Raw genomic sequence first — 12,546 nt, 5'->3', positions numbered from 1 at the left:
GGGCACAAGGCCCCTCAGACGGTGCGGGAATGGTACCGCCTCCCCGGCTCGAACGGGGGACCTCCGGATCCACAATCCGGCGCTCTAACCAACTGAGCTAAGGCGGCACAGGCGCTTCAGATAGACGCTTGCCGGGGGGGATGCAAGCCCGACTTGCCGCCCCTGCCCCCGTCGGATAGACCGCCTGACGCAGGCCGTGGAAGGAGCGATGCCATGGGGATCAACAAGGAAAGCGACGTCGCCGCCAATCTGCAGATCGGGCCGACGGATCTGGGCATGGTGCGCATCTATGTCGAGGGCGAGGGCGTCGAGCTGCCGCTCGACTTCGACCCCGACGAGGCCATCGAGATCGCCGAGGAACTGATGGCCGCCGCCGAGGCTGCGCGGGAGATCGGCCAGGCCCCGAAGCCGAAATCCCCCCGCCCCAAGGGCCCCGCGCGCCGCTGAGCCCCGGCGCTTTCATCTTGGCCCAGATATCCCGGGGAAGCCGTCGCAGACGACGGGGCAGCGCCCCCTTATCCGTCGATCGCCGCCCCCGGATCGCTGGCCCGCAGCAGCCGCACTGCCGCCACCCGCGCCACGTCGCGCAGCAGCCGCGCGCGCCGCGCCGCCGCCAGCTTGGCCAGCGGCGCCATCAGCTCCAGCTCGGCGCCGTGGGAATCGGCCAGGATCAGCCCGCCGCCGTCGGGCAGGACCTCGCGCGGGAAATCGCCGTCCACCGCCCAGAAGAAGCGGTCGCACCAGTCCAGATAGCCCTGCCACTTGCGGTCGGCGGCGAAATCGGCGCGGCAACTCTTGCACTCGACGATCCAGATCTCGCCGCCCGGGGCCACCGACACCACGTCGACCCGCAGCCCCGGCGCCGGCACGAATTCGCACAACGGCGCATGGCCCAGCGCCAGCAGCATCCGCGAGACGCCGCGGGCCAGCAGCTGTCCCGGCCGCGGCAGCGCCGGCACGGGCTGGGGCAGGATCGTTGGAATCACCATGGCGCCACCATGAACGAAGCGGAAACATCCTGCAACGCCCGGCAGGTCTTGCGGCGCCGCTTCCCGGTCACTACCTAAGGCGCTGGCGGGTTTCTGCTCTTCTCGTGACGGCCTTTTTTTCCACTGGCCTATAACTTCACCGAGGGGGCTGGCTCTGTCAGGGCCCTGGTCCTGTTACCCGGCTCCCACCTGGACATCCAGGCTTTCGGGGAAACCTGCGTCGGCACGGTCGCTGCGGTTCCCGCCACCTGAAAAGGCCGCCCCCCGGGGCGGCCTTTTTCGTTGCAAGAAAGGGGCGGCCGCTGGGGCCGCCCCTTCCCGAGAGACTTCTGACGAGGGAAAATCAGAAGCCGTAGACCAGCGACACGCCCAGCGTGTTGTCGGTGCGGATCGCGCGGTCCGAGACGTATTCCGTCTTGTAGGACACGCGGGTCGCCAGCGCGTCGCTCATCTTGAAGTTCAGGCCCAGCTCGTTCCACGCGATGTCATTGGCATCCGACGTCAGATAGTCGGTGTCGTTGGTCAGGAAGAACTGGTCGTTGAACTTGTGATAGAAGCGCGACGACGCGATGTAGCCGACCGAGGTGTCGGATTCGACATAAGCAGCATCCGGAAGCGCGGAAACGGTCCGCACGGTGTGGGTGTAGCGGATCCCGACGCCGGCCTGCACGCGCCAGGCGGTGGTGTCGTTGTTGATGACCCGGTAGCCCGGACCGAAGCCCAGGAAGGCATCGCGCTTCAGACGGCCGTCACGATCAGCGAATTCGTCGGGATCGTCCACGGCCAGAGTGTCCAGATCATCATCGGCGATCCCATCAACTGCAGCCCGGCCCAGCACGAAGGCATAGAGCTGTTCGTTGAAGAAATAGTTGCCGTCGTAGATCACCGAGGTGCGCTTGGTGTCGGTCTCGCCGTCGTTGTCCTCGCCGTATTCCAGCAACAGCCCGACCGACTGCTGGAACGGGCCCTGGTTGTTCGACAGCCGCCCGGCCAGCGAGAAATCCTGGTTCTCATAGTTGCCGCTGCGGCCGGCATAGGTCAGCGCGATCGAGCCGAAGGTGCCGGTGCGGCGGTCGGCCGGGCCGAAGCGGGCGGCGTCCTGCGAACGCTCGAAATCGTCCTGCACCGCCTCTTCGACATCATCCAGCCGGTCCTCGACCCCGCCGACGCCGGTGATGTTGGCACCGGTCGAGAATTCGGTCTGCGCGAACACCGGGGCGCCGATCACGATGGCAAGCGCCGAGGCGCTGGCGATAAGGGAAAGCTTTTTCATGGTGAACCTCTCGTCCTGTGGCGGCGACAGGCGCCGCTTGTTCATGCAACGATGAACTAGACCCTTGGTGCCCGCCGGTTAACCGGTGCGCGAAACACGGCCGGTGTCACGCAACCGTGACCCGCTGTTACGGAACCTTTGCAGTGACGACAGGGGTAAGGACTGTTTTGTCTGCGACATTCCGGAAAAGCACCGTGACAGAGGCAGTTGTCCTTAACGGGAACAATCCGGGAATTGCGCACCGGTCGCCGCGAATGCTCACGCAATCACGGAATCGCGCGCGGCGGCGGGCGCAGGATGTTGCAAATAACCCACAAGGTGATGCCGGAAAACTGCGCCCGATCCGGCCGCCGCAGCGCTCTGCCGGGACCCCGCAAAACCGGGCTGGACTCAGGGAGCGACTCGGCCGCGCGGGCGGGCCGGGACGGGCACCGCAACGGGCTCGTGTCCGGTCACCGGGGCGCGGCTGCCGCGGCGGGGCGGGTCGCCCGGCTCGGCCATGCGCATCACCGCAATGGCGAACTGCACCCCGGCAAAGACGATGGTGTTGAAGGCCACCAGCATCACGATGGCCAGCCAGCCGCCGGTGGTTTCCAGGGTCAGGTGCCGCAGATGCGCCACGTCCAGCGCCAGCAGCAGCCCGGTGAACACCAGCGCCAGCAGGAACCCCAGCGCGATGTTGCGCAGATACAGCCGCACCAGCTCGGGCAGGACGGGCTCGGGCAGCTCGTCGCCGGCGGCATCGGAAAGCGCCCGCTGGGGCGCAGGCGTTACAGGGTCGGGCATCACGGGCTCGGGCATGGGCGACCTTCCGCAGGCTCTGCCATCAATCTAGGGGCTGCGGCCGGCCATGTCACCTGCGGCCGCACGCCGCCCCGTTCAGAATGCGTCGGGGCGGGCGTCGCGGGCCATGTGGTCCAGCACCGCGTTGACGAAGCGCGTCTCTCGCCCGTCGGGGAAGAACGCATCCGCCACCGCGACATATTCAGAAATCACCACCCGCGGCGGCACGTCCGAGCCGACCAGCTCGGCCCCGGCGGCGCGGAACAGCGCCCGCAGCACCGGGTCGATGCGGGCGATGGGCCATTTCGCCACCAGCGCGCGGTCGGTCATCTGGTCAATCCGCGCCTGCCAGTTCACCGTCGCATCCACGATGCGCTTGAACAGGTCCTCGTCGGCCTCGGGCGAGGTGCCCTCTTCGTAATCGACGCCGATCCGCCAGTTCGAGAACTCGCGCACAACCCGGTCGGCGGACTGGTCGGCGGCCTCCATCTGGAACAGCGCCTGCACGGCATAGACCCGCGCCGCAGCGCTGAGCGCGCGGCGGTCGGGGCGGGCCTGCCGGGATTTCGGAGCCTCGCTCATGCCTGGCCCGATCCGTCGATCTCGCCCGCCAGCCGCAGCACGTCGCGGTCCTCGTCGCGGCCGAACCCCATCGGGCGCTTCGCCCCCGCCCAGCGGCGGTGCAGCGCGATCAGATGCAGCGCCGCGGCCGCGGCGCCGCCGCCCTTGTCCTGCTGCGCGGGGTCGGCGCGGACCACTGCCTGTTCCATGTTCTCGACGGTCAGGATGCCGTTGCCGATGCACAGCCCCTGCAGGCCCAGCAGCGCCAGCCCGCGCGAGCTGTCGTTGCAGACGGTCTCGTAATGCGTGGTCTCGCCCCGGATCACGCAGCCCAGCGCGACGAAGCCGTCGTATTGCGCCAGCCGCCCGGCCATGCCGATGGCGGTGGGGATTTCCAGCGCGCCCGGCACCTCGACCAGATCGACGCTGGCGCCGGCGGTCTCGGCCACCGCGCGGGCGCCGGCGATCAGCCCGTCGGCGATGGCGCGGTAATAGGGCGCCACCACGATCAGCAGCCGCACCGGCGCGTCACGGGCCGGCAGCGGCAGGGTGGCGTGTTCGGTCAGCGCGGCCATGGTCTCAGTCCTGCGGAATCGGGCGGGTGGAATGGATGGAAAGCCCATAGGCGTCAAGCCCGATCACCTTGGGCAAGCCCGAATTGGTCAGCAGCACCAGCTCGTGCACCCCCAGCGAGGCGAGGATCTGCGCCCCCAGCCCGTATTGGCGCAGCGTGTGCGGCGAGGCCTCGCCCACCCGCGGCAGGGTCGGCGACAGGTCGCGCAGCAGCACGACGACGCCGCGGCCTTCCTCGGCGATCATCCGCATGGCGGCGGGCAGGTCGCCGGGGCGGCCGATGCCCAGCACGTCGTGCAGCGGGTCCAGCGCGTGCATCCGCACCAGCACCGGCTCGGGCGTGGTCAGGTCGCCCTTGCTCAGCACGATATGCTCGGCACCCTGCGCCTCGTCGGCAAAGACCCGCATCATCCATTCGCCGCCATGGGCCGAGGCAACCTGCCGCTGCTGGCGTTCGGCGATCAGGTTGTCGTGGCGGCGGCGATAGGCGATCAGGTCGCTGATGGTGCCGATCTTCAGCCCGTGCTTCTGTGCGAAGGCCACCAGATCGGGCAGCCGCGCCATCGAGCCGTCGTCCTTCATGATCTCGCAGATCACCCCGGCGGGGTTCAGCCCGGCCAGCCGCGAAATATCCACCGCGGCCTCGGTATGGCCGGCGCGGACCAGCACCCCGCCCCGGCGCGCACGCAGCGGGAACACATGCCCCGGCGTGGCGATGTCGGCGGCCCCGCGCGACGGGTCGATGGCGACCGACACCGTGCGGGCGCGGTCGTGGGCGGAAATCCCGGTGGTCACTCCCTCGCGCGCCTCGATCGACATGGTGAAGGCGGTCTCGTGGCGGCTCGAGTTCTTGGGCGACATCAGCGGCAGCCCCAGCGCGTCCACCCGCTCGGCGGTCAGCGCCAGGCAGATCAGCCCGCGGCCGTGGGTGGCCATGAAGTTGATCGCGTCGGGCGTCGCCATCTGGGCGGGGATGACCAGATCGCCCTCGTTCTCGCGGTCCTCGTGATCGACCAGCACGAACATGCGCCCGTTGCGGGCGTCCTCGATGATCTCTTCAATGCTCGAGATCGCGTCGGACCAGTCGCGCTCGACCTGTCCGGGCTGTTCATATTGCATCTTGGCGGCCTCGCAGAATGTTTGGCGATGGCTTAACGCAAGCCGCCGCCCGGCGAAAGGGTGGCGGACATGCCTCTCGCCCTGCGCATGGCGCTTCGGGCGGTTCTTAAATATCCCGGGGCTCCGGGGCAGAGCCCCGGCTTGGGGCGCGCCCTGGCCGCCTACCCCGCCTCGGCCAGCCGCGCGACATAGCGGGCCAGCGTATCGATTTCCAGGTTGACAAGATCGCCCTCGGCCACCTCGCCCCAGTTGGTGACCTCGCGGGTATGGGGGATCAGGTTGACCCCGAAGCGGTTGCCGGCGACCTCGTTCACGGTCAGCGAGGTACCGTTCAGCGCCACCGAGCCCTTGGGCGCGATGAAACGCGCCAGCTCGTGCGGGGCCTCGAAGGTCAGGCGCAGGCTGTCGCCCTCGGGGCGGGCCTCGACCACCCGCGCCACCCCGTCCACGTGGCCGGACACGATATGGCCGCCCAGCTCGTCGCCCAGCTTCAGCGCCCGTTCCAGGTTGATCCGCCGCCCGACCGGCCAGCCGTCCCGGCCGATATTGGTCTTCTCCATGGTCTCGGCCGAGATATCGACCTCGAACCAGCCCTCGCCCTTGGCGACCACGGTCAGGCACACCCCGTCGCAGGCGATCGAGGCGCCCATGTCCACGCCGCCCATGTCATAGGAACAGGCGATTCTCGCCCGCAGGTCGCCGCGCATCTCGGCCCTTGCGACCGTCCCGATGTCGGTGATGATTCCGGTAAACATCCGCCTGTCCCCGCCTGTCCTGTGCTGATCGCGCGCCACGATGACCGCCCGCGCGCCGCAAGGCAAGCGGCCCCGGCCGAAATCCGCGCCGCAGCCCCGCCCCGGACCCGCCTCGGGCCCCGGCTCGGCCCCGAAGCGACAAACTGTCTGAATATGCAACTTGACCGGGACCACGGTTCACGTGTTTGTCGCGCTGGTAACCTGTGTCGTTTTGTCTGTACCGGACCTTCCGCATGAACGCCCGCCCCCGAGGACTCATGGCTGCCGTGGCCCGGATCACGCCGCCCGGCGCCGAACGCCGGGTCTTCCTGATGCTGCAGGGGCCGCATGGCCTGTTCTTCGACCGGCTGGGGCAGCTGCTGACCGACGCGGGCGCCGAGGTCTGGCGCGTCGGCTTCAACGCCGGCGACGAGTTCTTCTGGAGCGATCGCGCCCGTTTCATCCCCCACCAGGGCGGCCCGGACAGCTGGCCCGCGCATCTCGAGCGGCTGATCGCGGAAAAGCGGGTCACCGACGTCGTGCTTTACGGCGACGTGCGCCCGGTCCACGCGGCGGCAAGGCAGGCGGCGGCGCGGCACGGGCTGGTGCTGCATGTGTTCGAGGAAGGCTATCTGCGCCCCTACTGGATCACCTATGAACGCGGCGGCGCCAACGGCAATTCCCGGCTGATGGAGATCGGGCTGGACCGGATGCGCGCCATGCAGCGCAAGTTCGGCGACGACGTGAACCGGCCGCCGGCGCGCTGGGGCGACATGCGCCAGCACAAGTTCTACGGCGCGCTCTATCACTTCATGGTGCTGACCGCGAACCGGCGCTTTCCCGGGTTCAGCTCGCATCGCGGCATCTCGCTGTGGCGCGAGTTCCGGCTGAATCTCGCCCGACTGCTGCTGGCCCCGGCGCAATCCCTGCAAAGCTGGCGGCAGGTGGAACGCATCCGCTCGGCCGGGTTCCCCTATGCGCTGGTGCTGCTGCAACTGGAACATGATTCCAGCTTCGTCGCCCATTCGCCCTACCGCACCATGGCCGAGTTCACCGCCGAGGTGCTGTCGGCCTTTGCCCGCTCGGCCCCGCGCCACCATCATCTGGTGTTCAAGGCGCACCCGCTCGAGGACGGCCGGGCCGGGCTGCACCGGGTGGTGCGCGAACAGGCGCAGGCGGCGGGGCTGGCGGATCGGGTGCATCTGATCGGCGGCGGCAAGCTGGCGGCGCTGCTGTCGCAGGCGCGGGCGGTGGTGACGATCAACTCGACCTCGGCCCAGCAGGCGCTGTGGCGGGGGCTGCCGGTCAAGGCGCTGGGGCGGGCGGTCTATGCCAAGCCGGGGCTGGTCTCGGGGCAGGCGCTGGACGATTTCTTCCGCCAGCCCGCCCCGCCCGATACCGCCCGCTATCGCGACTATCGCAACTATCTGCTGGACACCTGCCAGGTGCCCGGCGGATTCTACGCCCGCCGCTCGCGCGCCCATGCGCTGCGGCTGGTGGTGGACATGATGCTGGCCGACGACGACCCCTATGCCGCCTTCGAGGGCGGTCATGCGTATAATCGACAACAAATGAGCGATAACGACCGCTGAACCTGCGGCTTTCAGTGGATGATCCCGGCCGCGCAGGTTAAACAATGTTTTGAACTTATGTGATCCGGCGACGCAGAATCACCGGAAGGGACAGGAGACCGGACTTGACTGAACTCACCCTCTCGCCCCTGCCGCGCGGCGGCTCTGCCCGGATCGCGCTGCGTTTCATGGCCATGGCGTCGCTGGTGCTGCTGGCGGCCTGCGCCCTGCCCCGCTCGGGTCCCAGCAAGAAGGAAATCTACCGGGGCTCGATCGAGAACGGCGGCAACGCCCATATCCTGTTCGTCGACGACCGGGTGGCGCGCGCGGCCTCCTACACCCCCAGCTACGGGTTCGGGCAGGATTTCCTGAGCGCGGGCCAGGTCGGCGCCGACGAGATCCGCCCGGGCGACGTGCTGGGTCTGACGATCTGGGAAAACGTCGACGACGGGCTGCTGGCCTCGATGGGGTCGTCGAACACCGCGCTGACGGAACTGCAGGTCGACAGCGCCGGCTATATCTTCGTGCCCTACGCCGGGCGGGTGCGGGCGGCGGGCAACTCGCCCGAAGAGCTGCGCAACCTGATCACCCAGCGCCTGGCCACCCAGACCCCCGACCCGCAGGTGACGGTGACCCGCGTCGCGGGCGACGGCGCCACCGTGTCGGTGATGGGCCGCGTCGGCGGCCAGGGCGTGTTCCCGATCGAGCGGCCGACGCGGTCGCTGTCGGCGATGCTGGCACGCGCCGGCGGGGTCTCGATCGACCCCGAGGTGGCGGTGGTCACCGTCAAGCGCGGCGGCAGCACCGGCCGGATCTGGCTGCGCGACCTGTACTCCAACCCGCGCTACGACATCGCGCTGCGCCCCGGCGACGTGATCCTGGTGGAAGAGGACCAGCGCAGCTTCACCGCGCTTGGCGCGCTGGGCGGGCAGACCAAGGTTCCTCTGGGATCCGAGGAAATCAACGCGATCGAGGCCATCGCCATGGTCGGCGGTCTGAGCACCAGCCTTGCCGACCCGACCGGCGTGTTCGTGCTGCGCAACGAGCCGCAGGCGGTGGCGACCCGGGTTCTGGGCAAGAGCGTCTATGGCGACCAGCGCATGGCCTATGTGCTGGACCTGACCCGGCCGAACGGGCTGTTCCTGGCCCGCGACTTCCTGATCCGCGCCGGCGATACCGTCTATGTGACCGAGGCGCCCTATGTGCAGTGGCAAAAAACCCTCGGCGCGATCACCGGCAGTGTCGCCACCGCGGATTCGATGGCCAGCATCGGCGAGTGATCGCCCGCCACCGGCCGCCGCCGGCAGAGCCGCCGCGACCGTCGCGGCGGCTTTTCGTCTATAACGGCGGCTTCTTCCTGCAACCGCGGCTGCGGCGGATCCTTGAACTGGCGGGCTGGCGCCTGTGCACCGGCCTGCCCGGGGCGGGGGATGCGGTCGCGGTCTGGGGCGCCGGCCCCACCGCCTGGCGCGGCCGCGCCATCGCCCGGCAGCGCGGCGCCAAGGTCGTCTCGGTCGAGGATGCGTTCCTGCGCTCGGTCCTGCCGGGACGGGATCGCAGCCGCATCGGCCGGCGCGGCCCCATCGGGCTGCTGATCGACCCGCTGGGGCTGCATTTCGACCCCTCCTCCCCGTCGCTGATCGAAGAGCTGGCCGCCTCGCCGCAGGCCGCGGCGCTGGCCGCGCGGGCCGACGCCATGCTGGCCCGGCTGCGCGCCGCGGATCTGTCGAAATACAACGCCCACCGCCCCGGCCTGCCCGCCGCCGCCCCCGGCTATGTGCTGGTGGTGGACCAGACCCGGGGCGATGCCTCGCTGATGGGTGCGGGGCGCGAGACCTTCCTGCGGATGCTCGCCGCCGCCCGCGACGAACACCCCGGCGCCCGCATCGTCCTGCGCAGCCATCCCGAAACCGCCGCCGGGCTGCGCCCCGGGCATCTGACCGCCGCCGACCTGCGCCCGGGCGAGGTGCTGTGCGATGCCCCGGTCTCGCCCTGGCAGCTGGTCGGGGATGCGGCGGCGGTCTATGTGGTCAGCTCGCAGCTGGGGTACGAGGCGATGCTGGCCGGCCACCGCCCGCGGCTGTTCGGTCAGTCCTTCTATGCCGGTTGGGGGCTTTCCGACGACGAGGCGCCGGTGCCGCGCCGGCTGGGCCGCACCACCCTGCCCGCGCTGTTCGCCGCCAGCCATCTGCTGGCGCCGGTCTGGTACGACCCCTGCCGCGACAGACTGACCGACCTCGAGGGCGCGATCCGCCAGCTGGAGGCCGAGGCGCGCGCCCATGCCCAGGACCGCGACGGGCATCTGGCGCTGGGGATGCGGCTGTGGAAACGCCGTCCCCTGGCCCGGTTCTTCGGCGAGGGGCGCGGGGTGCGGTTCACCGATCGCCCTTCGCCGGCGGTGTCGCTGGTCTGGGCCGGCCGTGCGGACAAGGCGCCGCAGGCGCTGCGGGTCGAGGACGGATTCCTGCGCTCGCGCGGCCTCGGGGCGGCGCTGGTGCCGCCGCTGTCGCTGGTCGCCGATTCCCGCGGCATCTACTACGACCCCGGCCGCGAAAGCGATCTCGAGCGGCTGATCGCCCAGCCGCTGCCGCCCGGCGGCCGGGACCGCGCCACGGCGCTGATCGCCCGGCTGCGGCGGGCGGCGCTGACCAAATACAACCTGCCGGGGACGATGCCCGCGACCCCCCGCGACGGGCGACGGGTGATCCTGGTCCCCGGTCAGGTCGAGGATGACGCCTCGATCCGGCTGGGTGCCGGGGCCGAACGGACCAACCTCGCGCTGCTGGCCCGCACCCGCGCGGAAAACCCCGGGGCGCTGATCGTCTGGAAGCCGCACCCGGATGTCGAGGCCGGGCTGCGCCCAGGCGCGGTCACCGACACGCAGCTTGCGGGGCTGGCCGACATCACCGCCGCCGGCGCCCCCGCCGCCGCGCTGATCGACGCGGCCGATGAGGTCTGGACGATCACCTCGACCCTCGGCTTCGAGGCGCTGATCCGCGGCAAGCCGGTCACCACCCTGGGCGCGCCCTTCTATGCCGGCTGGGGGCTGACCCGCGACCTTGGGCCGATCCCCGCCCGCCGCACCGCCCGCCCCGACCTTGAAACCCTGGTCCACGCCGCGCTGATCGCCTATCCGCGCTACTGCGATCCGCTGTCGAACCTGCCCTGCCCGGTCGAGGTCGCCGCCGAGCGTCTGGCCGACCCCGCCGCCGCCCCCCAGCCCCCGACCCTGCGCTGGCTGGCCAAGCTGCAAGGCGCGTTCAGCGGGCACAGCCGGCTGTGGCGATAAGCTCTTTCTTCCTTGTGAAAATATCCCGGGCCCGGGGCAGCGCCCCGGTCCGGGCGCGCGGAGCGAACCACGAATCAGCTTTCTGCACCCCGGTTTTAGCGAAGACGCCGGCCCCGCTTTCTCAGCGCACCGCCACCCAGCGATGGAACACGTCGCCGCCCAACGCCCGGGTTTCGGCCAGCCGGAACCGGGGCACCTCGGCCAGCGCCCCCAGCCCCAGCGGCGCGACGGCGGCGCGGCTGTCGCCGCCCAGCACCATCCCGGCGGTGTAGCCAACCAACTCGTCCACCAGCCCCGCCGCCAGCAGCGCCGCGGCCAGCTGCCCGCCGCCTTCGCAGAACACCCGGGTCAGCCCGAGCCGGCCCAGCTCGGCCAGCGCCTCATCCACCGGACCGGGCAGCACCCACAGCGGGCCGTGGTCCGGCCCCTCGGGCGGCAGCGCAGGGATCGGGGCATTGGCGATCACCACCCGCACCGGCTGGCGGACCGGGCCAAAACCACGCACGTTCAGCGCCGGCAGGTCGGCGCGAGCGGTCCCCTTCCCGACCATCACCGCGTCATGGGTCAGCCGCAGCAGGTGCACATGCCGCCGCGCGGCCTCGCCGGTGATCCAGCGGCTTTCGCCTGCGGCGGTGGCGATGCGGCCGTCGAAACTGGTGGCGAGCTTCAGCGTCACCATCGGCCGGCCCAGCGTCACCCGGGACAGGAACCCGCGCTGCAACTCAACGGCCGGGGCGGAACGCACCCCCTCGACCACCTCGATCCCGGCCGCGCGCAGCCGCGCATGGCCGCGCCCGGCGACGCGCGGGTCCGGGTCGGTCAGGGCCGAGACCACCCGCGCCACCCCCGCCGCGACCAGCGCATCGCTGCAGGGGGGCGCGCGGCCATGATGGGCGCAGGGTTCCAGCGTGACATAGGCGGTGGCGCCGCGTGCGGCCGCGCCGGCCGCATCCAGCGCCATGCGCTCGGCGTGCGGACGGCCGCCGGGCTGGGTCCAGCCGCGGCCGACTACAAGGCCCGCGGCCACGATCACGCAGCCCACGGCGGGGTTCGGCCAGACATTGCCCAAGCCCCGCCGCGCCAGTCGCAGCGCGTGGTCCATGTGGCGCAGGTCGTGGGCGGCGGCGCTCACTCGGTCGTCGGGCGCAGTTCCGACACGAAGCGGTCGAAATCGTCGGCGGCCTGGAAGTTCTTGTAGACGCTGGCAAATCTGACATAGGCCACGGTGTCGATACGGGCCAGGGTTTCCATCACGATCTCGCCGATCACCTTCGACGGAATGTCGGCCTCGCCCATGCTTTCCAGCCGCCGCACGATGCCAGAGATCAGCTGGTCGATGCGCTCGGATTCGATCGGGCGCTTCTGCATGGCGATGCGGATCGAGCGGGCGAGCTTGTCGCGGTCGAAATCCTCGCGCCGGCCGGTGGATTTGATCACCACCAGATCGCGCAGCTGCACCCGCTCATAGGTGGTGAAGCGGCCGCCGCAGGCGGGGCAGAAGCGGCGGCGGCGGATGGCAACGTTGTCTTCGGCGGGGCGGGAATCCTTGACTTGCGTATCGACGTTTCCGCAGAACGGACAGCGCATGGGTGGACCCTCGATCAGCCTCAGATACAGCCAGCATACAGAGCCCGCATGATCTTGGGTAGTGGCT

Annotated in this window: 13 protein-coding genes and 1 tRNA gene; 4 read left to right on the top strand and 10 right to left on the bottom strand. The window is 70.2% G+C overall.

Going from position 1 to position 12,546, the window contains the following annotated elements; genetic code table 11:
* Positions 1-30: 30 nt before the first annotated feature.
* A tRNA-His gene (locus BUB57_RS07245) sits at positions 31-107 on the bottom strand.
* A gap of 106 nt (positions 108-213) precedes the next feature.
* Here BUB57_RS07245 and BUB57_RS07240 point away from each other — a divergent pair.
* Positions 214-447, top strand: coding sequence for a DUF6324 family protein (locus tag BUB57_RS07240; protein WP_073064442.1), 234 nt, complete (start codon positions 214-216; stop codon positions 445-447).
* A 68-nt stretch (positions 448-515) separates the two neighbouring features.
* Here the strand turns inward: BUB57_RS07240 and BUB57_RS07235 are convergent, their stop codons facing one another.
* The 7 genes from BUB57_RS07235 to BUB57_RS07205 form a co-directional block, all read right to left on the bottom strand.
* A complete protein-coding gene (locus tag BUB57_RS07235) occupies positions 516-989 on the bottom strand; it encodes an MmcB family DNA repair protein (protein ID WP_073064439.1) in 474 nt (157 codons plus the stop codon).
* A 343-nt stretch (positions 990-1,332) separates the two neighbouring features.
* The gene (locus BUB57_RS07230; protein ID WP_073064805.1) at positions 1,333-2,262 is read right to left on the bottom strand and encodes a DUF481 domain-containing protein; all 930 of its coding nucleotides are present in this window, start codon (positions 2,260-2,262) and stop codon (positions 1,333-1,335) included.
* Between the two features lie 390 nt (positions 2,263-2,652).
* Complete coding sequence (locus BUB57_RS07225) at positions 2,653-3,063, bottom strand: hypothetical protein (RefSeq protein ID WP_407670333.1); 411 nt, start codon at positions 3,061-3,063, stop codon at positions 2,653-2,655.
* Positions 3,064-3,141: 78 nt separating this feature from the next.
* Positions 3,142-3,627 carry a transcription antitermination factor NusB gene (gene nusB / locus BUB57_RS07220; RefSeq protein WP_073064437.1) on the bottom strand — a complete coding sequence of 162 codons (486 nt, stop codon included), beginning with the start codon at positions 3,625-3,627 and terminating at the stop codon, positions 3,142-3,144.
* Positions 3,624-4,181: a 6,7-dimethyl-8-ribityllumazine synthase gene (locus tag BUB57_RS07215; protein ID WP_073064436.1), complete on the bottom strand. Its 558-nt coding sequence runs from the start codon at positions 4,179-4,181 to the stop codon at positions 3,624-3,626. The genes nusB and BUB57_RS07215 overlap by 4 nt, the downstream gene beginning before the upstream one ends.
* A 4-nt stretch (positions 4,182-4,185) precedes the next feature.
* Positions 4,186-5,298: a 3,4-dihydroxy-2-butanone-4-phosphate synthase gene (ribB, locus tag BUB57_RS07210; protein ID WP_073064434.1), complete on the bottom strand. Its 1,113-nt coding sequence runs from the start codon at positions 5,296-5,298 to the stop codon at positions 4,186-4,188.
* Positions 5,299-5,459: 161 nt separating this feature from the next.
* Positions 5,460-6,053, bottom strand: coding sequence for a riboflavin synthase (locus BUB57_RS07205; protein WP_073064431.1), 594 nt, complete (start codon positions 6,051-6,053; stop codon positions 5,460-5,462).
* Positions 6,054-6,310: 257 nt separating this feature from the next.
* Here BUB57_RS07205 and BUB57_RS07200 point away from each other — a divergent pair, with 257 nt between their 5' ends.
* The 3 genes from BUB57_RS07200 (at position 6,311) to BUB57_RS07190 (ending at position 10,892) form a co-directional block, all read left to right on the top strand.
* A complete protein-coding gene (locus tag BUB57_RS07200) occupies positions 6,311-7,624 on the top strand; it encodes a capsule biosynthesis protein (RefSeq protein WP_073064428.1) in 1,314 nt (437 codons plus the stop codon).
* 167 nt (positions 7,625-7,791) lie between these two features.
* Complete coding sequence (locus BUB57_RS07195; RefSeq protein WP_073064426.1) at positions 7,792-8,883, top strand: polysaccharide biosynthesis/export family protein; 1,092 nt, start codon at positions 7,792-7,794, stop codon at positions 8,881-8,883.
* Positions 8,880-10,892 (top strand): capsular polysaccharide biosynthesis protein, encoded by a 2,013-nt coding sequence (locus BUB57_RS07190; protein WP_234952008.1) that lies wholly within the window; start codon positions 8,880-8,882, stop codon positions 10,890-10,892. Before BUB57_RS07195 ends, BUB57_RS07190 begins: the two co-directional genes overlap by 4 nt.
* 121 nt (positions 10,893-11,013) lie before the next feature.
* Here the strand turns inward: BUB57_RS07190 and ribD are convergent, their stop codons facing one another.
* Together ribD and nrdR are read right to left on the bottom strand one after the other, a co-directional pair.
* On the bottom strand, positions 11,014-11,994 hold the full coding sequence (gene ribD, locus BUB57_RS07185; RefSeq protein ID WP_073064796.1) for a bifunctional diaminohydroxyphosphoribosylaminopyrimidine deaminase/5-amino-6-(5-phosphoribosylamino)uracil reductase RibD: 981 nt from the start codon (positions 11,992-11,994) through the stop codon (positions 11,014-11,016).
* 26 nt (positions 11,995-12,020) lie between these two features.
* Positions 12,021-12,479: a transcriptional regulator NrdR gene (gene nrdR, locus BUB57_RS07180; protein ID WP_073064423.1), complete on the bottom strand. Its 459-nt coding sequence runs from the start codon at positions 12,477-12,479 to the stop codon at positions 12,021-12,023.
* Between the last annotated feature and the right edge of the window lie 67 nt (positions 12,480-12,546).

This window comes from Paracoccus solventivorans, from assembly GCF_900142875.1.
Taxonomy (GTDB): Bacteria; Pseudomonadota; Alphaproteobacteria; order Rhodobacterales; family Rhodobacteraceae; genus Paracoccus; species Paracoccus solventivorans.
Note: the sequence above shows the minus strand (reverse complement) of the source record. Positions and strands in the feature narration are given on the sequence as shown.